This is a genomic window from Halomicrobium mukohataei DSM 12286 (genome assembly GCF_000023965.1).
Taxonomy (GTDB): domain Archaea; phylum Halobacteriota; class Halobacteria; order Halobacteriales; family Haloarculaceae; genus Halomicrobium; species Halomicrobium mukohataei.
The window spans coordinates 1036906-1055104 of sequence record NC_013202.1 but is presented as its reverse complement, the minus strand read 5'-3'; the positions used below and the strand labels follow the sequence as shown (position 1 = coordinate 1055104).

The window sequence follows — 18199 nt, the reverse complement described above, 5'->3', positions numbered from 1 at the left end:
CAGTATGACTGGTGCGGACGGGACGAACGTGCTCTTCGTCGTGCTCGATACGGTCCGCAAGGACCACCTCTCGGCGTACGGGTACGACGAGCCGACGACTCCGACCCTGGAGGCGTTCGCCGAGGAAGCGGCGGTCTTCGAACACGCCGTTGCGCCGGCCCCCTGGACCCTGCCGGTCCACGCCTCCCTGTTTACGGGGCTGTACCCCTCCGAACACGAGGCCACACAGGAGGACCCCTATCTCGACGGGGCGACCACGCTGGCCGAGTCGCTGTCGGCGGCCGGCTACGACACGGCCTGTTACTCCTCGAACGCCTGGATCACGCCCTACACGAACCTCACCGCGGGGTTCGACGACCACGACAACTTCTTCCAGATCATGCCCAGCGAACTCCTCTCGGGGCCGCTGGCCCGGATCTGGCAGACGATGAACGACAGCGACACCCTGCGGGGCGTCGCCGATCGGATGGTCCAGCTGGGCAACAAGTTCCACGAGTACTTCGCCTCCGAGGGCGGGGGCGACACGAAGACCCCCGCCGTGATCGACAAGACGATGGACTTCATCGACGACTCGGAGAACTTCTTCACGTTCATCAACCTGATGGACGCCCACCTCCCCTACCACCCGCCCGAGGAGTACGTCGAGCAGTTCGCGCCCGGCGTCGACTCGGCCGAGGTGTGCCAGAACTCCAAGGAGTTCAACTGCGGCGCTCGCGACATCGACGACGCGGAGTGGGACGACATCGAGGGGCTGTACGACGCCGAGATCCGCCACATCGACGACCAGCTCGACCGGCTCTTTACCCACCTCAAGGAGACCGGCCAGTGGGACGAGACGATGGTCGTCGTAGCGGCCGACCACGGCGAACTGCACGGCGAACACGGCCTCTACGGCCACGAGTTCTGCATCTACGATCCGCTGGTGAACGTCCCCTGCATGGTCAAGCACCCCGAGATCGAGCCCGAACGCGACGACGAGACGGTCGTCGAACTCGTCGACCTGTATCACTCCGTGCTGGACGCGACCGGCGTCGCGGGCGACGGCGTCTCGCTCGATCCCGCTCGCTCCCTGCTCTCGACGGAGTATCGCGAGTTCGCCGGGACGGCCTCGAACGGTGCGGGCGCACACGGCCCCCGCGGTGACGTGGGCTTCGTCGAGTACCACCAGCCGGTCGTCGAGCTCCGCCAGCTGGAGGGGAAAGCCAGCGCGGCCGGCATCGCCCTGGAGACGGACTCGCGGTTCTACTCTCGGATGGGCGCGGCCCGTTCGCCCGAGGGCAAGTACATCCACTGTACGCGCATCCCGGACGAGGCGTACCGGATCGACAGCGACCCCGGCGAGACCGAGGACCGTGCGGGCAGTGACGACGAACTGCTGGTCGACCTCGAAGCGGAGCTCTCCGACTTCGTCGACCGCGTCGACGCCGACTGGCCCGACGAGGCCGACGGCACCGACGGCGAGGTGCTGGACTCGATGGACGACGACGCGAAGGATCGCCTGAAAGACCTGGGCTACATCGACTGATCGTGAGCGACGACGCAGGCGGGATCGGTGACCTGTTCGACCGTCGGACAGTCGTCCAGATCGTCCTGGGGTTCGCCGTCGCCGGCCTCGTTCTCTCCGTGCTGGTCGAGTTCGTCGGGACGCGCAACGTCCTCGATCGGCTGGCGACGGCGGACCTGCGCTGGCTGGCGATGGGCTGTCTCTCGACGCTGCTCTGTCTCACGTTCTGGGGGAAAGCCTGGCAGATCGTCCTGGACGTGGCCGGCGTCCGCGAGTCGTTTCGCCGACTGGTCGTGACCTACTACGCCGCGACGTTCGCCAACTACGTGACGCCCCTGGGCCAGGCCGGGGGCGAGCCCTTCATCGCCTACGTCCTCTCGCGAGACACGGACGCCAGCTACGAGGACGCGCTGGCCTCGGTCGTCACGGCGGACCTGCTGAACCTCTTTCCGTTCGTCACCTTCTCCGGGGTGGGCTTTGCGGCCCTGCTCTACCAGTCGTCGCTGCCGGCAGTGCTGGAGCCACTCGCTGTGGCGCTGTTCGCCGTCGCGCTGGGAGTCCCGGTGCTCGCGGCGGTCGGCTGGCGCTACCGGCTGTCCCTGCGACGAGTCGGTGCCAGCGTCGTGGTCCCGATCGTCCGGCTCCTGCCGCGCCTGACCGTCGACGGGCTCCGGAGCCGCCTTGCGGAACTGGACGAGGCCTTCAATCGGATCGCGACGGACCGGAGAGCGCTCGTGCGGGCACTTGGCTACTCGTACGTCGGCTGGATCTTCTTCGCGCTCCCGCTGTACTTCGTCGCGATGGCCGTCGGCGACGCGGCGATCCCGCTCTTGCTCGTCTTCTTCATCGTCCCCGCGAGCACGCTGGGCGGACTCGCGCCCTCGCCGGGAGGCTCGGGCGCGGTCGAGGCGTTCCTGGTGATTCTGATCGTCGCGCTCACGCCGATCGCCAGCGACGGAGCAACCGCCATCTCGATTCTCTACCGGGTCGCGAGCTACGTCTTCGCGCTCCTCGTGGGCGGCGCGGCCGCGGTGTTCGTGCTCCGTCGGAGCTATAGTAACAATTGAAACGATTGACACACCGATCGCACTGCCGTCGTGCGATCGGGTGTGCATTGATTTTCAATGGCTACTATAGCGTCGTCCCGTACTGTTCTCGTCTTCCCACGCCCGCACGAGCGCGGTCAGCGTCTCGTTGACGGGGACCGCCACACCCCCAGACCGCTCTACGACGTAGCCGCTGATCGCGTCGATCTCGGTCTGTCGTCCGTCGGCCACGTCCTGCAACATCGAGGAGCGGTTCGCGGCGGTGTCCGTAGCCACCTGCATCGCTATCTGGGCGGCCCGCTCGTCCGGCAGATCGACGCCGTGTTCGCGGGCCACGGCCGCCGTTTCCCGTGCAGCGCGCTCGGCGACCCGCCGTGCCGGACCGTCGACGAGCGCGCCGTTGGGGACGCGGGCCAGCGCCGTCGTGGCGTTGATTCCGGCGTTGACCGCCAGCTTCTCCCAGAGCCGTCGCGGCATGTCGTCGGCGACGGTGGTCTCGACACCGGCGTCGGTAAACGCCGCCCCAGCGCGGTCGGCCGGCTCGGAGCGGCCGCCCTCGCGGGGACCCAGCACGACCTCGCCGACGCCGGTACACGCGACCACGCCGGGCTCGGTCAGGCGTGCGCCGTAGGTGCAGGTGCCCGCGAGGACGGGACAGCCCAGTCGCTCGGCGAGCGTCGCCTCGTTGCCCATGCCGTTTTGCAGCGAGAGGCAGGCGTCGAGTGCCGTGTCAGAGAGCGCCGCGGCGGCGGCGTCGGTGTCGCCGGCCGTGACCGTCACGACGGCGAGGTCTGCCGCGGCGGGCGATGTAGTCCCCGCGGCCGGCCTCACGTGCGCGTCGATCGCGCCCTCGATCGCCAGCCCCGACCGCTCGACCGTCCCGACGTGTGGCTCGCGCCCGACCAGAGTCACGTCGTGGCTGCGTGCCAGCAGCCCCCCGATCAGACTGCCGAGACTGCCCGCTCCGAAGACGACGATCTCCATGCGCCCACTCCGTCGCGGGTGCTGAAAAACGCGACGGGGATCACCACCCACTTGCCGCGCCGTCGCCAACGACGGGTATGACCGACGGATCCGCTTCCGACGAGCCCCTCGACGACGCCGAGTGGCCGGCCGAGACGCCGCGGTACCGTCTCGTCGTCCCGGCGACGGCACCGGAACTGGCGTCGATCGAGCTGCTGGCGACGGTGCTCGACGAGAGCCCCCGATCACCGGCCGCGGCCACCGTCCGCGTGGGGTCCGGCCGACGCGACGACCGCGACCGCGTCCGCCACGCGCTGGCCGATCTGGCTGCCCACTCGGACGTGGCGGTCGGCCACGAGGAGACCACCGGATCGGTTCCACTGACCGGCGACACCTTCGACGCGCTGGCAGACGTGTCCCCGGAGATCCGCACGCTGGTGGTTCGAGACGCCGACGGACTCGCGATCGTCACGCGGCGCGACGAACGGTTCACGTTCGCCATGCCCGACGAGGCGATTGAGGCCGTCGAGTCGTCGCTGCCGTCGTCGCTGCGGGAGCGACTCGAAGGCGTCTCGTAGCGGGGGCGACAGGTCGCCGTCCGCAGGGCGCTGGCTCCCCGCGGTCGCCGTTCGTCTGTTCCGCGGACCGGTCCTCGTTCCCTCGGGCCGCCCCCTAATCCTCCGTCCAGTAGTAGATGTCCTCCTTTGGCGCACCGCAGTCGGGACACTCCTCGGGGATGTCCTCGATCTCGCCCATCGCGCCACAGTCCCAGCAGCGCCACATCAGTTCGGCTTCGCCGGACTCACCGGCGCGGACGTGTTCGATCGACATGGCGGCCATGCCGCCGTCGAGCGTGACGTAGAACCCCCGCTCGTCGAACCCGCGGATCGTGCCGAGCCGTTGGCCGTCCTCGTCGTAGACGGTCTCTCCGAAGCCCAGTCCCATGTCGCTGGCCGCGTCTGGCATCTCTGACATTGTGTAACACAGTTCACACCACACGCCAATAAAGGTCACTGGGACAACAGCTCGTCCCGATCACGAGAAGAGGCTCGTGTGGACCGGTGCGTGGTCGGGACCGTCGTCGCCGTCGTCGTCGTCGGTGGTGTCGGAGACGGCGCTGCCACCGACGCCGTCAGCGAGGAAGTCCGCGACGGGCGGGCCGACGCGATCGGGCTCGACGAGGAAGGCGTCGTGGCCGTAGTCGGAGTCGACCACGTGGTGTGCGGTCGCGGTGTCGGTCTCGCGGAACGACTCGGCCAGCTCCTCGGACTGTGCTGTCGTGAAGTGCCAGTCGCCGGTAAAGGACATCAGCAGCGCCTCGCCGTCGAAAGCGGCGACGGCGTCCGCGTCGGACTCGAAGCCCGACGAGAGGTCGTAGTTGTCCATCGCCCGAGTCAGGTAGAGGTAGCTGTTGGCGTCGAAGCGGTCGACGAACTTCGTGGCGTTGTGATCGAGATAGGACTCCACGTCCCGGTAGGGGAAAAAGCGGCCCGCCGGGTCCGTCGGGAAGGCTCGCTCGTACTCTCTCGTGGCGGCCCGGCGGCCGAAGCGCTGCTCCATCGTCGCCTTCGAGAGGTACATCACGTGGCCGAGTTCCCGGGCCAGCGCCAGCCCGTCGTCCGGGTCCGGGCGGTCGTCGCCGTAGTAGTCGCCCCCGTTCCAGTCGTCGTCGGTCGTGATCGCTCGGCGGGCGATGCCGTCCAGCGCGAGACACTGCGAATCGAGTCGCGCGGCGGCGGCGATGGCGACGACGCGCTCGACGTGATCAGGATGGCGCTTGACCCAGTCCAGTGCGTTCATGCCGCCGACGCTACCGCCGACGACCGCGTGGAGGTGGGGGACCCCCAACTCGTCCAGTACGGCCCGCTGGGCCTCCGTCCAGTCGCCGACGGTCACCGGCGGGAACGCCGTCCCGTAGGGCTCGCCCGTCTCGGGGTTCGTCGAGGCCGGCCCGGACGTGCCATAACAGGAGCCGGGGTCGTTCACGCAGATCACGTAGTACTCGGTCGTGTCGATGGCCTTGCCCGGGCCGACGATGTTGTCCCACCAGGCGAAGGCCTGATCGGAGTCTTCGAAGCGACCGCGGCCGGCGACGTGTGCGCTGCCGGTGAGCGCGTGACAGACGAGGACGGCGTTGTCGCCGTCGAACTCGCCGTAGGTCTCGTAGGCGACTTCGAGCTCGGGGATCGTCTCGCCACAGGCGAACTCGAACTCGCCCAGCGAGAGGGTCTGGTGGTCTACGTCCATCGTGTGCCTCGTGTTGATGTCTCTCCACAAGGGGTATCGAACGACCTGAAGGTACCGAACGACTCGCTTCGATCGGCGTTCGAACAGTCACTCGCTACGTTCGTGAACACACCGAAAGCCCTCGACCCGCTCGACGCCGTCTGTGCAGGATATCCTCGCAGTGCTCGGATAGCGCCTGCACAGACGACGCGAGACGCGCCTCGCCCTTTCATCCGCCAGGGCGTAGACTGTGGGGCTATCCACGAGCCTGGCGGATGAAAGGGCGAGTGCAGTTCCGGGAACCCCGACGACACAAGCACGCGAGCGAAGCGAGCGCGCGCAGGGAGTCGCGGGACCGGAACTGTACGAGGGCTTTCGGTGTCTCTGTTCCGGAGACAGTCTTCTCGTTGCTCTCGAAACATTAGCTGGCCTCCGCGATGGCGCGGTCGAGGTCGGCGACGACGTCCTCGGTGTCCTCGATGCCGACGCTACAGCGGATCAGGTCCGGCGTGACGCCGCTGGCCCGCTGTTCGTCCTCGCTGAGCTGTGCGTGGGTCGTGCTCGCGGGGTGGATCACGAGCGTCTTGGCGTCGCCGATGTTGGCGAGGAACTGCGCGAGATCGGTCCGCTCGCACACCTCGCGGCCGGCGTCGTAGCCCCCCTCCAGGCCGAAGGTGACGATGCCGCCGTAACCGCCGTCGAGGTAGCGGCTCGCGTTGTCGTGGGTCTCGTGGCTCTCGAGGCCGGGGTAGGTGACCCACGCCACCTCGGGGTGGTCCCGGAGGTGTTCGGCGACGGCCATCGCCGACTCGCAGTGCTGTTGCATCCGGAGCTTGAGCGTCTCACACCCCTGGAGGGTGGCCCAGGCATCGAAGGGCTTCTGGCCGTCGCCCAGCGAGCGAACGGCGCGCTGGCGGACCGCGTGTGCGAACGCCTCGCCCTCGAAGCGCTCGGCGAAGGTGATCCCGTCGAAGGCCGGATTGGGGGCCCCCAGCTCCGGGAACTTCTCGGGGTACTCCGCCCACGGGAACGAGCCGCCGTCGACCAGGACGCCGCCGACGGTCGTCCCCGAGCCGTGGATCCACTTGGTCGTCGACTCCCAGACGAGGTCGACGCCGTGATCCAGCGGGTTACAGAGGTACGGCGTGCCGAAGGTGTTGTCGACGAAGACGGGGACGCCACGGTCGTGAGCGATCTCGGCGATCGCCTCCATCGGCGGCGTCACGAGCGAGGGGTTCCCGATGGTCTCGAAGTGGACGTAGGCGGTGTCGTCGTCGATGGCGTCGGCGTAGGCCTGTGGGTCGAGCGTGTCGACGAAGCGCGTCTCGATGCCGCGGCGAGGTCCCATGTTGGCCAGATAGGAGTGGGTCCCCCCGTAGATCGAGGCGGCCGTGACGACGTTGTCGCCCGCGCTCGCGAGGATGGACGTGCCGGCGTCGAGCGCGGCCATCCCCGAGCCCGTGGCGACCGCCGCGGTCCCGTTCTCCAGCGACGCGAGCCGCCGCTCCAGCATCGACACCGTCGGGTTGTCGAACCGCGAGTAGACGTTGCCGGTGTCGTCGAGGGCGTACCGCTGGGCGGCGGTGTCGGCGTCCTCGAACACGTACGACGTCGTCTGGTAGATCGGTGGCGCACGCGCGCCCGTCGCCGGATCGGGCTCCTCCTGGCCGGCGTGAACACAGCGCGTTCCGAACCCCTGGGTGTCGTCAGTCATGTACAACACGCATATTGCTCTAGCCATCTATAACCACGAGTTACGGCAAAACTCGCAGGTGCGTCGTCCGCTGGCGGGTCGCCGTCGGCGGCCGCCCGTCCAGCGACCGTCCCGTCTGGTCAAAGCTTATATCGCGCCACGACTGACGTACGTCCATCTTCAGTCACGTCCCGGCCGGTCGTCCCACATCGACGAGCCATGGCAGATGACGAATCTCTCTTCGAGGTCGGCGGCACGCGCGACTACTCGCGGGTCGCACTCGTGGTAGTCACGCTGCTCGCGCTGGTGGTGGCGACGACCGCGGTGCCGGCGCTGTCGCCCGCGGGGACCGACTCGCCCGCCTCGTCGCTGGTCCCGATCCCCGAGGAGGTCCGGGGTGGGTCGGGGGGCAGCGGCTCGGGCGGTGGCGGCGGGCTCGGCGCGCTGAGTCCCGGCGACAGCACCGACGTGGGCGGGTCGCTGGGCGGCGAGTCGGCCCTGCGATCACGGAGCGACGACGTCCACTTCCGGGTCCAGAGCACGCAGGCGAGCTACTGGCGCACGGGTGCCTACGGCGAGTACACGGGCACGGGCTGGGAGCGACGCGAGGGAACGACGCCGGTCGATGGCGAACTGCCCGTCGAGGGCGCTCGCGACGAACGCGTCACCTACGAGGTGACCCTGGAACGCAGCGCCGCGTCGCTCCCGACCGTCTGGCGGCCGACCCAGGTCTCTCGGCCGGGCGTCTCGATCACCGAGAACGGTGCGATCACGGCCGACAGGGCCGTCCCGCAGGGGACCAGCTACACCGGCGTCAGTCAGCGCCCGGCCGACGATCCGGCCGTACTGAGCCAGGCCGGTCGGGACTATCCGGCCGAGATCGAGGACCGATACACCCAGCTCCCGGCCGACAGCGAGGGCCGCCTCGGGGCGTTCACCGACGACCTGACGGCCGACGCCGACGGTCCCTACGAGACCGCTCGCACGATCGAGCGGTGGCTCGAATCGAACAAGGCCTATTCGTTGAACGCCAGCCACGATCCCGAGCGGGAGGCCGGCGTCGCGACGCAGTTCGTCTTCGACATGGAGACGGGGTACTGCGAGTACTTCGCCACGTCGATGGTCGCGATGCTGCGCAGTCAGGACATTCCCGCCCGCTACGTCGTCGGCTACTCCACCGGCGAGCAGGTCGGCGAGAACAGCTACACCGTCCGCGGGATGAACGCTCACGCCTGGACGGAGGTCTACTTCCCCGAGGTCGGTTGGGTCCGCTTCGACGCGACGCCGGCGGCCGAACGCCAGCAACAGGAGCGGGCCGCGCTCGACGACGAGCCGCCCACGGCGACACCCACACCGACACCGGCGGACCAGCCCCCGACGGACACGCCGACCGCGACGGACACGGCGACACCGACGCCGACCGAGCGAGACGACACCGCCGACGGCTACGACGTGTCGCTGAACCGGACGGCCGTCCCCGGCGTGCCGGTGACCGTGACCGTCACCGAAGATGGCGTTCCGGTGATGGGCGCACAGGTCCTGTTCAACGGCGAGCCGGTCGGTGCCACGGCCACGGACGGGAACGTGACCGCCACCGTCCCCTACGCCGCGACGCTCAACGTGACGATCGCCGGCACCGCCGACGAGCGGGTCGTCGTCTACGGCGCGCCGAGCCGCGAGAACGGGCGGCTGTTCCGACCGGCCGGCCCCGCGACCCGCGACACCGAGACCTTCGACCTGAACACGACCGCGGCGATCTCCGTGAGCGGCGATCTCACCACCGGCAGCGAGGTGTCGGTGCTCGCGCTCGTCGACGGGGAGCCGCTCCGGCGGGCGGCGGTGACACTGTCGGGCGAGCAGGTCGCGACGACCGACGATCGGGGCCGGGCGACCGTGCGTCTGCCGGACGAGCCCGGCGAGACGACCCTGGAGGTGCGTCGCGGTGCCGTCGAGGGCACCCGGAGGCTCACGCTCGGGCGACTGAACGTGAGCGTCGAGCCGACGGCACCGCTGGCCCTCCCGCTGACCGACGCCCGAGTCAACGCGACCGTGGCGGGCGAACCGACAGCCGGCGCGACCGTCGCGCTGGACGGCGAACGGATCGGGACGACCGGCGTCGACGGCACGACGACGGTCTCGCTGCCACTGGCAGACAGCGCGACCGTCGCGGTCTCGCAGTACGGCCAGTCTCGACGGACCGCTCTGGAGGGGCTGTACGCGAACCTGGCGGCGGTCGCAGCCGCCCTCCTCGTCGCCGTCCTCGCCGCGGTCGCGCTGGCTCGCCGCTACGGAGTCACGCCCAGACGGATCGCGGCGGCGCTCGCCCGGAGCGGGCAGTTGGTCGTCGTCGCGCTGGTGGGGCTCGGATCGGTGCTCGATCGCGCGATCCGTCGGCTCTACCGGCGGACGGTGCTGACCGTCGAGCACCTGCGCGCGCTCGTCACCGGCCGCGTCTCGCCGGCCGCGCTGCTGGCTGCGCTCCGGCGCTGGCTCGCGGACCGGTCGGGGGGCGTCCAGTCGGCGGTGACCGCCCGCTTCGAGCCGCTCGCCCCTGCCGGCGACGGTGACGGCGGGTCCGACGACGCTCACGCGACGATCAGAGAGGGGTGGTCGCAGTTCCTCGGGCACGTCTCCGTGGCCCGGCCGGAGCGCCGAACGCCGGAGGCGATCGCCGCCCACGCCGTCGAGGTCGACGACCTCCCGGCCGACGCGGTCTGGACGATCGTCGACGCCTTCCGGGCCGTCGAGTACGGCCAGCGCGAACCCACGGAACGGGTGCCGGCCGTCGCCGACGCCGTCGCCGAGATCGAGCGCGCCGTCGAGCGCGCCGACGACGCCGACGGCGACGCGCCCGGCGGCCAGCCGGAGGTGGCCGGCTGATGCGGGTCCGGGTCGTCCTGTTCGGCGTCGTGGGGACGGTCGCAACGGCGTTGGCCGCCGGGCTGCTGTTCGCTCCCGAGACGCTGCTGTCGGTTGCGCCCGTCGATCCGCTCGTGACCCTCGGCGAGGCGGCGAACGCGCGCCAGCTGTTGCTGGCCGGCAGCCTCCTCGCCGGACTCTACCTGCTCGTCGCCGCCCGGTCGGCGACGCTACCGAGCCGCGCTGGGGAGGGCGGAGACGCGTTCGACGCCGCGACCGCGGAACCGCCAGAGGCGGTCACGACGGCACGCCAGCGTCGGACCGGCGCGGCGCTGGCGGCGACGATCGACGACGCCATCGCGGGCGACGACGAGGCGCTCGACGCCGTCCGGGAGCGGTTTCGGGAGACGGCCACGGCGGCCTACGCACAGACGGCCGGCTGTGGCCCCGAGGACGCCCGGCGAGCGGTCGAGCGCGGTGACTGGACCGACGACCGGACCGCCGCGGCCCTCCTCTCGGACGACGAGGGGCCGTCGCACTCGCTGTGGTCGCGTCTCAGGCTCTGGCTCGATCCGGCGGCCGAGCGCCGACGCCGACTGCACCGCACGGTCCGTGCCACGCGCGGGCTCACGGAGGGGTGGCCGTGACCGACCGCGTCCGGCGCTGGGGCGTCCCGCTCGCGGGGACGGTGACGCTACTGAGCGTCGGTCTCCTGGCCGCCGAACCGGCCCTCTTCGCGGGGGCGGCGATCCCCCTCGCCTCCGTGCTGGTCGGGTCGCTGTCGCGAGTCCCGTCGGGAGCCAACCTCGACGCCGACCGGACCGTGGCCGCCGCCGCACCGACGCCGGGCGATCCGGTCGACGTGACGCTGACCGTCGAGAACACCGGCCGGCGGACCCTGACCGACGTTCGGATCGTCGACGGCGTCCCCGCCGAGCTGACCGTCGTCTCGGGCTCGCCGCGGGCCTGTCGCTCGCTGCGGCCGGGCGAGTCGACGACCGTCGAGTACGCCGTCCGCTCGAAGCGGGGGACCTACGCCTTCGAGGACCCCGTCGTTCGAATCCGGCCGCTGGCGGCCACCGAGATCGCCACGGCGACGGTCGCCGCGACGGGCGACACCGCCCTGACCTGTGCCAACGTGGTCGCCGAGGCACCGCTGGCCGACGCGACGCTGCCCCGCGCCGGCACGCTCCCGACCGACAGCGGCGGCAGCGGGCTGGAGTTTCACGCGACCCGCGACTACCAGTCGGGCGATCCGGTCTCGCGAATCGACTGGCGGCGCTTGGCCAAGACCGGCGAACTGACGACCGTCGAGTACCGCGAGGAACAGGCCGTCCGCACGGTGCTGGTCGTCGACGCACGCCCCCCGACGCGGGTGACGCCGGAAGCGGGGTATCCGACGGGTGCCGAGCTGTCCGCCTACGCCGCCGAGCGTCTGCTCGATGCCCTGTCCAGATCGAGTGTCGTCGCCAGCGTCACCGCCGTCGGGCTCGCAGACGAGGATCTCGTGGGCGGGCTCGGCCCCGACGGACTGGCCTGGGCTGACCCCGACGGCGGCGTCGAGAGCCCGCAGGCGAGTCGTCTGTTCGACGGCGTCCAGTCGGCGGCCGCACGCGACAGCGTCGCCCCCGACGGCGGCGAGCGGGAGGGGGCAGAGACCCCGACGGATCGGACCGTCCCCGACATCCAGTCGCTGCTCGCTCGCCTCCCGCCGACGGCTCAGGTCGTCGTCTTCTCGCCGCTGCTCGACGACTGGCCGACCGAACTGATCACGAGCCTCCGGGCGCGGAGCTACCCGACGACCGTCGTCAGTCCCGACGTGACTCGCGGCGAGGGACCGGCCCAGACCGTCGTCGCGCTCGAACGCCGGCTGCGCCTCCAGTCGGTGGAGCTGACCGGGGCGACGCTGATCGACTGGGACCTCGACGAACCGATCGACATCGCCATGCGGGCCTCGCTCGCGGAGCTGTTCAACCGATGATCGACGATCGCACTGAGTGGCGGCCGACGACGGCGAGCACGGGGCTGGTCGTGTTCGTCACGCTGCTGACAGCGACGGTGCTCGTGCGAGCGATCGGCGTCGCGGTGCCGGCCGCGCTCGGCGGGGCGGGCGCGGTCGCGCTCGCACTGGCGGTCTGGACCGCCGGCTGGGACCGCCACCGCACGCTGGGGACCGTCCTGACCAGCCTGCTCGCGCTCCCGATCGGGGTCGGCGTCGTCGCTGCGACGGTCGGGACCGTCATCGTCCTGGCGGGCGTCTTCTTCCCCGTCGAGTCGCTGTCCCGCTTGCCGGCGACCGTCGTCGACCTGTCGGCCCGCGCGATGGTCGTCGTCGGCGCGGCCGCGGCCGTCTTCGGCGCGAGCGTGGCGATCGGACACGTCCTCGATCGAGACACGGCCAGGCGGACCGCCGAGGCGTCGCTGAAGACGACGATACCGCCACTCGGAGTGGGGCTGGTCCTCGTCGCCAGCGAGGCCCTCCGGTATCTCGAATCCACCCGCGACGCACCGGGGGTCGGGGCCGTCCTCGGCGACGTGCTCCGGACGGCCACGACGGTCGTCTTCGAGCCCCCAGCGGTCCGACCCAGCGTGACGACGTTCCTGTTGCTCGTCGCGGCCGCGCTTCTGGTCGTCCGACGGACCGTCGGTGCCCTGCCGCTCACCGAACTCACGACCGATCCGGCGGTCGAGCGCGCCGTCGCGAGCGTCCGGTCGTGGCTGCTCCGGGCGGCCGTCGTCGCCGGGTTCGGGGTTCCCGTGGGGTTCTTCACCGACTACGTGTTCCCGCCCGAGCGGCTCCAGTCGGTGGTGACGCCGCCCGCCTTCGACCTGTTGACGGCGGTGACGACCGCGCCGCCGGCTCGCAGGCTCGCGTGGCGTGTGATCGTCCTCTGTGTCGCGACGCTCGTCGCCGTCGCCGTGCTCCGGCGGACCGCCCAGACCGCTGCCGACCGGATCGGGGCCGCGGTCGCGCCCTTCGCGGCCGGGAGCGGGGTGCTGGTCGCGGCCGCCCTCGTCGCCGGCCCGGTCCTGTCGGCGGCTCGCGGCTGGGTCGCTGCGACGCTGCCCGGCGAGTTCGGCCCGCAGTTTCGCGAGCTGTCTGGCTCCGTCGTCGACTTCTACGGCCCGGTCCCGATCGTCCTGACCGGCGTCGGCTTCGTGTTGCTGGTCGCCGCGGTCGTGGCGATGTGTCTGTGGCTCGTCTTGCTCACGAAGTACCTCGACGACCGCACTGCCGGCGTCGGAATCGCCAGTGGCGCACTCTTCGTGGTCGCGGCGTTCGCTGGCGTCGTCGGCGTTCCGACGGCGCTGCTGTTTGCCAGTCTCGTCGCGGCCGTCCTCGTCTGGGACGTGGGCGAGTTCGGGACGACGCTGGGCGAGGAGATCGGACGGCGGGCCGACACCCGTCGGGCAGAACTGGTCCACACGACCGGAACGCTGGCCATCGGCGGGGTCGGCGTCGCCGTCGCCGTGGCCGTGACCGACGCCGCCGTCGGTGCGGTCACCGTCGCCGACGGGGCCGTCGTCGCCGGCCTGGTCGTCGCCGTCGCGGGGCTGTTGGCGTTGCTGGTCGCGCTGCGGTGATCGGTGCGAGTACAATCCTTACCTGGGGGCGGTCCGACTCGCCGGCATGGAGATCGTCGAAAACACGCTCGAAAGCTCGATCGACGAGGTGCTCGCACGCCCGCTGTTTTGCTTTCTCGGGACGACTGCTCCGACCGGCGAGCCTCGCGTCTCCCCGCTGTGGTTCCTGTGGGAGGACGAGTACGTCTGGATTCTCGGTGACACCGTCGGCAAGTCTTACACCGGGCGCATCGAGGCCCGCCCCGAGAGCGCCGTCGCCGTCGTCGACGCCGAGCCGACGAGCGGCCGGGTCCACCACGTCGGCATGCGCGGCCGCGCCGAACTGGTCGCGCTCGACGCCGACCGCGTGCGACGGCTGCTGGGGAACTACCTCGGCGACGATCCCGACCAGTGGGACCCGCGATTCGTCGACCTCGATCCGGAGCGGTGGTCGTTCGTCCGGTTCTCGCCCGAGACGGTGGTCGCAAGAGACCAATCGTTCGCGCCGAGTCTCGCCGACGAGTGATGCTGCCGGCCGTCACGTCGCGGCGACCGTCGTCACCTCGGGTGGCGACATCGGTCACAGAGTCACAGCCGGCAGTCTGACGATCCGATCGGTCCGGCGCTCAGGTCGGCGAGACGGCCGGCACCTCGATCCGATCGAGCACGTCCCGGACTACCTCGTCGGGGTCGACCTCGCGGACGCTCGCGTCGGCGGTCAGCACCAGTCGGTGAGCGAACACGTCGCGGACGACCCGCTGTACGTCCTCGGGGACGACGTAGTCCCGCCCCTCGATGACGGCGCGAGCGCGAGCGGCTTCGAACAGCCGCTGGATCCCGCGCGGCGAGACGCCGACGTCGACGCGCTCGTCGGCGCGGGTCGCCCGCCCGAGTTCGACGACGTAGTCCCTGAGCTTCCCGTCGACGGTGACGGTCTCGGCGACGCGCTGGAGGTCGGGGATCCGCTCGGCGTCGACGATCGCCGTGACGCTCGGTGCCTGTGCGGTGCGGTCGGCCCGCCGGTCGATCAGCGCTCGCTCGCCGTCGAAGTCGGGGTAGCCCATCGCGGTCTTGACGACGAAGCGGTCCCGCTGGGCCTCGGGCAGCCCGAAGGTCCCCTCCTGCTCGACCGGGTTCTGCGTCGCGATGACGAAAAACGGCTCGGGCAGCGCGTGGGTCTCGCCGTCGACGGTGACCTGGCCCTCGCCCATCGCCTCCAGCAGCGCGGCCTGTGTCTTGGGCGGGGCGCGGTTGATCTCGTCGGCCAGCACGACGTTGGCGAAGATCGGCCCCGGCGCGAACTCGAAGCTCCCCGTCCCCTCGTTGTAGACGTTCGACCCGGTGATGTCGGCCGGCAACAGGTCCGGCGTGAACTGGATGCGGTTGAACGAGAGATCGAGCGCGTTCGCGAAGCTCCGGGCGGTCAGCGTCTTGCCGGTGCCGGGTACGTCCTCCAGCAGGACGTGGCCCCGTGCGAGGACGCCGGTCAGCACGGCCTCCAGGAAGGCGTCCTCGGCGATCACCGCGCTCCCGACGGCGTCGAGAATCTCGGCGCAGGCCCGGCCGGCGGTCTCGTGATCCATACACGAGTGGTCGGCCAGCGACGGCATAAGTCTGGTCGAAACGTCAGATGGTCGCCGGCCCGCTGATCGAGAATCGAGCGATCGGGCTATCGGGATGGGTCCCAGGATCGACGGCTGGTGCTCGGTAAAAAGCGAGGGGGTGAGCGGCTACGTCGCGGCTTCGGTCTCCGTCGCTTCCTCGTCGGTCGTCTCTTCCTCCTCAGTTGTCTCTTCCTCGTCGGCCGTTTCCTCGTCGGTCGTCTCTTCCTCGTCGGTCGTCTCTTCCTCAGTTGTCTCTTCCTCGTCGGTCGTTTCCTCGTCGGTCGTCTCGCCGTCTTCGGCTTCCGTTTCGGTGTCCGTCTGTTCAGTCTCGTTTTCCGCGCCCGGGAAGTCGATGGTCCTGCTGGCGTCCTGGGTCGTGGCGACGCGGAAGGTCGGTGGCATCTCCTCGCCGTCCTCGGGGACGTTCCCGAGCGCCCAGGCGGTGTGGGCGACGCCGCTCTCCAGGGAGAGGTCCGTGCTGGCGACGACCGATCCGTCGTTGTCCTCGGCCGCGACTCTGACCTCGACGGTGTAGTCGCCGGCCGGGACGTTCGCGTACTCGGTCGCATCGGTGTACGAGACGTTCTCGGCGAGGACCGTCTCACCGGTCGCGGTCTCGTCGGTCTCTTCGGTCTCGTCGGTCTCGTTTGCCTCCGTCTCTGTCGCCGTCTCCTCGGTGGCGTTGTCCTCGCCGCTCTCGACGGCGACGATGTCGACTGCCGGCGCGTTCGGCGAGAGGTGAGCGATCCGGAGTGCAGCCTCGTCGTCTGCCGGCGTGGCGGCGCTGTCGTCGTAGGCCACGGGGACGACCCCGCCCTCGCTGTCGTTCGCGGCGATGGCCGCGGTCACGGTCGTCACCGACCGCGGTTCGAGGTCGACGGTCTCGTTGAACACGACCTCGTCGGGCCTGTCGACGACGGTGAGCGTTATCGTGTGGTTGCCCGATTCGAGGGCGATGTAGTCGCTGAACGTGTCGAACGCGACGCCCTCGGCGACCGTCTCGTTGTCGACGTACACGTCGACCGACGTCGCGCCGGGCGCGGCGTGGGCGACGCGCAGGTACGACGTGTTCTGTGTGCTCAACTCCGTGTTGTCGGCGTCGTCCTCGGCCTGCTGGCCGAAGCCGACCCCGACGAAGGCCGCGCTCGCCACGAGCGCGACCGAGAGGACCAATACGAGTGCTGTACCGCGTGTGCTGTCTGGCATGCAGTAGAGTCATCCGCCCTCTCCCCCTTTGTTATGCGAGAGCAAGCGCTCGCCCGCCGCAGTCGCCGTCCCGCGCCCGCCACGGCGCTCTGGAGTAAGCCGGTCGTTTGTTCCGTGCTCGCTCGATAACGATCGCTTGTCGCTCGGGGCGATCCACCGGTACGGACCCGAAAAGCGAACCGTATCGACGGGGCGACGCCGCCAGGGGAGATAAGGCGAGGTTATAGTAACAATTGAAACGATTTACACACCGATCGCACTGCTGTCGTGCGATCGGGTGTGCATTGATTTTCAATGGCTACTATACCTGGAGTCGTGCGGACGGTATCACAACTACCATACCGTTCGGCGACGACCGTTTACAACACTGAGAGGTGGCTTCAGTGACGAAAAAAAGCGAATACACGGACGACTATCCCGACAAGACGCTGTACATTCCAGGCCCGACCGAGGTCCGCGACGACGTGATCCAGGCGATGGCTCAGCCGATGTTCGGCCACCGGATGGACCGGATGACCGACCTCTACACGACCATCGTCGAGGACACGAAGACGTTCCTGGGTACCGACAACGACGTGATCATCCTCACGGGCTCCGGGACGGAGTTCTGGGAGGCATCGACGCTGAACCTCGTCGACGAGAACATCCTCGTCCCGACCTGTGGCAGCTTCAGCGAGCGCCACGCCAACGTCGCCGAGCGCCTCGGCAAGGACGTGGACCGACTCGAATACGAGTGGGGACAGGCCATCAAGCCCGAGGACATCCGCGCCGAACTCGAATCGAGCGACAAGCACTACGACGTGGTCGCGACGGTGATGAACGAGTCCTCGACCGGCGTCCGCAACCCCATCGAGGAGATCGGCGACGTGGTCGCGGAGTACCCGGACACCTACTTCGTCGTCGACGCCGTCTCCTCGCTCGGCGGTGACTACGTCGACATCGACCAGCACAACGTCGACGTGATCTTCGCCTCGACCCAGAAGGCGTTCGCCATGCCGCCGGGACTGACCGTCTGTGTCGTCAGCGACGACGCCTACGATCGCGAGATCGAGAAGGAGTCCGCCTCGTGGTACGGCGGCTTCCAGCGCTGTCTGGACTACTACGACCGGAAGGGACAGACCCACTCGACGCCCGCAATCCCGATCATGCTGGCCTACCGCAAGCAGATGAAACACATGCTCGAAGAGGGCCACGACGGGCGCGACCAGCGCCACCGCGAGATGGCCGAGTACACCCGCGAGTGGGCGCGCGATCACTTCGACATGTTCCCCGAGGAGGGGTACGAGTCCCAGACGGTCTCCTGTATCGAGAACACGCAGGGCATCGACGTGGCCGGGACCATCGAGGAGGTGTCCGAGAAGTACGACATGGTGTTCTCGAACGGTTACGGCTCCGCGCTTGGCGAGGAGACGTTCCGGATCGGCCACATGGGCGAACACGATGTCGAGTCGATCCGGACGCTGACCGACGCCATCGAGGACGTCGCAGACCTGTAACGCCGAGCCGTCACACGCCGTCGGCCGTCGCTGCCAGC

At 69.8% G+C, this 18199-nt stretch carries 15 protein-coding genes; 9 read left to right on the top strand and 6 right to left on the bottom strand.

All coding sequences use genetic code 11. The annotated features are described in order from the left end of the window. The first annotated feature begins 4 nt into the window (after positions 1-4). Together HMUK_RS05260 and HMUK_RS05255 are read left to right on the top strand one after the other, a co-directional pair. Positions 5-1525, top strand: coding sequence for a sulfatase (locus tag HMUK_RS05260; RefSeq protein WP_015762075.1), 1521 nt, complete (start codon positions 5-7; stop codon positions 1523-1525). 2 nt (positions 1526-1527) lie between these two features. Beyond that, positions 1528-2571, top strand: a complete 1044-nt coding sequence (locus tag HMUK_RS05255; protein ID WP_015762074.1) for a lysylphosphatidylglycerol synthase transmembrane domain-containing protein — start codon at positions 1528-1530, stop codon at positions 2569-2571. A gap of 54 nt (positions 2572-2625) precedes the next feature. Here the strand turns inward: HMUK_RS05255 and HMUK_RS05250 are convergent, their stop codons facing one another. After that, entirely contained in the window at positions 2626-3534 is a 909-nt protein-coding gene (locus HMUK_RS05250; RefSeq protein WP_015762073.1) for a ketopantoate reductase family protein, read from the bottom strand. 77 nt (positions 3535-3611) lie between these two features. Between HMUK_RS05250 and HMUK_RS05245 the strand changes: the two genes are divergently transcribed. Then, positions 3612-4091: a hypothetical protein gene (locus HMUK_RS05245; RefSeq protein WP_015762072.1), complete on the top strand. Its 480-nt coding sequence runs from the start codon at positions 3612-3614 to the stop codon at positions 4089-4091. Positions 4092-4185: 94 nt separating this feature from the next. On the opposite strand, the gene HMUK_RS05240 is transcribed toward HMUK_RS05245, so the two are convergent. The 3 genes from HMUK_RS05240 to HMUK_RS05230 all read right to left on the bottom strand — a co-directional run bounded on the left by HMUK_RS05240 (position 4186) and on the right by HMUK_RS05230 (position 7453). Continuing rightward, entirely contained in the window at positions 4186-4488 is a 303-nt protein-coding gene (locus HMUK_RS05240; RefSeq protein WP_015762071.1) for a DUF7130 family rubredoxin-like protein, read from the bottom strand. A gap of 60 nt (positions 4489-4548) precedes the next feature. Then, the gene (metX, locus tag HMUK_RS05235) at positions 4549-5760 is read right to left on the bottom strand and encodes a homoserine O-acetyltransferase MetX (protein WP_015762070.1); all 1212 of its coding nucleotides are present in this window, start codon (positions 5758-5760) and stop codon (positions 4549-4551) included. Positions 5761-6160: 400 nt separating this feature from the next. After that, positions 6161-7453, bottom strand: a complete 1293-nt coding sequence (locus tag HMUK_RS05230; protein WP_049940745.1) for an O-acetylhomoserine aminocarboxypropyltransferase/cysteine synthase family protein — start codon at positions 7451-7453, stop codon at positions 6161-6163. A 198-nt stretch (positions 7454-7651) separates the two neighbouring features. Between HMUK_RS05230 and HMUK_RS05225 the strand changes: the two genes are divergently transcribed. Genes HMUK_RS05225 through HMUK_RS05205 form a run of 5 tightly spaced genes read left to right on the top strand, consistent with a single transcriptional unit; the run spans position 7652 to position 14381 of the window. Next, the gene (locus tag HMUK_RS05225; protein ID WP_015762068.1) at positions 7652-10312 is read left to right on the top strand and encodes a transglutaminase domain-containing protein; all 2661 of its coding nucleotides are present in this window, start codon (positions 7652-7654) and stop codon (positions 10310-10312) included. Continuing rightward, positions 10312-10938: a DUF7269 family protein gene (locus HMUK_RS05220; protein WP_015762067.1), complete on the top strand. Its 627-nt coding sequence runs from the start codon at positions 10312-10314 to the stop codon at positions 10936-10938. The genes HMUK_RS05225 and HMUK_RS05220 overlap by 1 nt, the downstream gene beginning before the upstream one ends. Further along, complete coding sequence (locus HMUK_RS05215) at positions 10935-12272, top strand: DUF58 domain-containing protein (protein ID WP_015762066.1); 1338 nt, start codon at positions 10935-10937, stop codon at positions 12270-12272. The genes HMUK_RS05220 and HMUK_RS05215 overlap by 4 nt, the downstream gene beginning before the upstream one ends. Continuing rightward, positions 12269-13876, top strand: coding sequence for a DUF7519 family protein (locus HMUK_RS05210; RefSeq protein ID WP_015762065.1), 1608 nt, complete (start codon positions 12269-12271; stop codon positions 13874-13876). Before HMUK_RS05215 ends, HMUK_RS05210 begins: the two co-directional genes overlap by 4 nt. 46 nt (positions 13877-13922) lie before the next feature. Then, the gene (locus HMUK_RS05205) at positions 13923-14381 is read left to right on the top strand and encodes a pyridoxamine 5'-phosphate oxidase family protein (RefSeq protein ID WP_015762064.1); all 459 of its coding nucleotides are present in this window, start codon (positions 13923-13925) and stop codon (positions 14379-14381) included. A 100-nt stretch (positions 14382-14481) separates the two neighbouring features. Here the strand turns inward: HMUK_RS05205 and HMUK_RS05200 are convergent, their stop codons facing one another. Both HMUK_RS05200 and HMUK_RS05195 read right to left on the bottom strand, forming a co-directional pair. Beyond that, complete coding sequence (locus tag HMUK_RS05200) at positions 14482-15438, bottom strand: AAA family ATPase (RefSeq protein ID WP_049940871.1); 957 nt, start codon at positions 15436-15438, stop codon at positions 14482-14484. 147 nt (positions 15439-15585) lie between these two features. Continuing rightward, entirely contained in the window at positions 15586-16665 is a 1080-nt protein-coding gene (locus HMUK_RS05195) for a DUF4397 domain-containing protein (protein ID WP_015762062.1), read from the bottom strand. A gap of 383 nt (positions 16666-17048) precedes the next feature. Between HMUK_RS05195 and HMUK_RS05190 the strand changes: the two genes are divergently transcribed. Further along, complete coding sequence (locus HMUK_RS05190; protein WP_015762061.1) at positions 17049-18161, top strand: pyridoxal-phosphate-dependent aminotransferase family protein; 1113 nt, start codon at positions 17049-17051, stop codon at positions 18159-18161. The last annotated feature ends 38 nt before the right edge of the window (positions 18162-18199 follow it).

Bases quoted from the DNA above. Each gene is read 5' to 3' on its own strand.
- HMUK_RS05260 (WP_015762075.1), top strand. From the start codon at position 5: ATGACTGGTGCGGACGGGACGAACGTGCTCTTCGTCGTGCTCGATACG.
- HMUK_RS05250 (WP_015762073.1), bottom strand. From the start codon at position 3,534: ATGGAGATCGTCGTCTTCGGAGCGGGCAGTCTCGGCAGTCTGATCGGG.
- HMUK_RS05245 (WP_015762072.1), top strand. From the start codon at position 3,612: ATGACCGACGGATCCGCTTCCGACGAGCCCCTCGACGACGCCGAGTGG.
- HMUK_RS05240 (WP_015762071.1), bottom strand. From the start codon at position 4,488: ATGTCAGAGATGCCAGACGCGGCCAGCGACATGGGACTGGGCTTCGGA.
- metX (WP_015762070.1), bottom strand. From the start codon at position 5,760: ATGGACGTAGACCACCAGACCCTCTCGCTGGGCGAGTTCGAGTTCGCC.
- HMUK_RS05230 (WP_049940745.1), bottom strand. From the start codon at position 7,453: ATGACTGACGACACCCAGGGGTTCGGAACGCGCTGTGTTCACGCCGGC.
- HMUK_RS05225 (WP_015762068.1), top strand. From the start codon at position 7,652: ATGGCAGATGACGAATCTCTCTTCGAGGTCGGCGGCACGCGCGACTAC.
- HMUK_RS05220 (WP_015762067.1), top strand. From the start codon at position 10,312: ATGCGGGTCCGGGTCGTCCTGTTCGGCGTCGTGGGGACGGTCGCAACG.
- HMUK_RS05210 (WP_015762065.1), top strand. From the start codon at position 12,269: ATGATCGACGATCGCACTGAGTGGCGGCCGACGACGGCGAGCACGGGG.
- HMUK_RS05205 (WP_015762064.1), top strand. From the start codon at position 13,923: ATGGAGATCGTCGAAAACACGCTCGAAAGCTCGATCGACGAGGTGCTC.
- HMUK_RS05200 (WP_049940871.1), bottom strand. From the start codon at position 15,438: ATGGATCACGAGACCGCCGGCCGGGCCTGCGCCGAGATTCTCGACGCC.
- HMUK_RS05195 (WP_015762062.1), bottom strand. From the start codon at position 16,665: ATGCCAGACAGCACACGCGGTACAGCACTCGTATTGGTCCTCTCGGTC.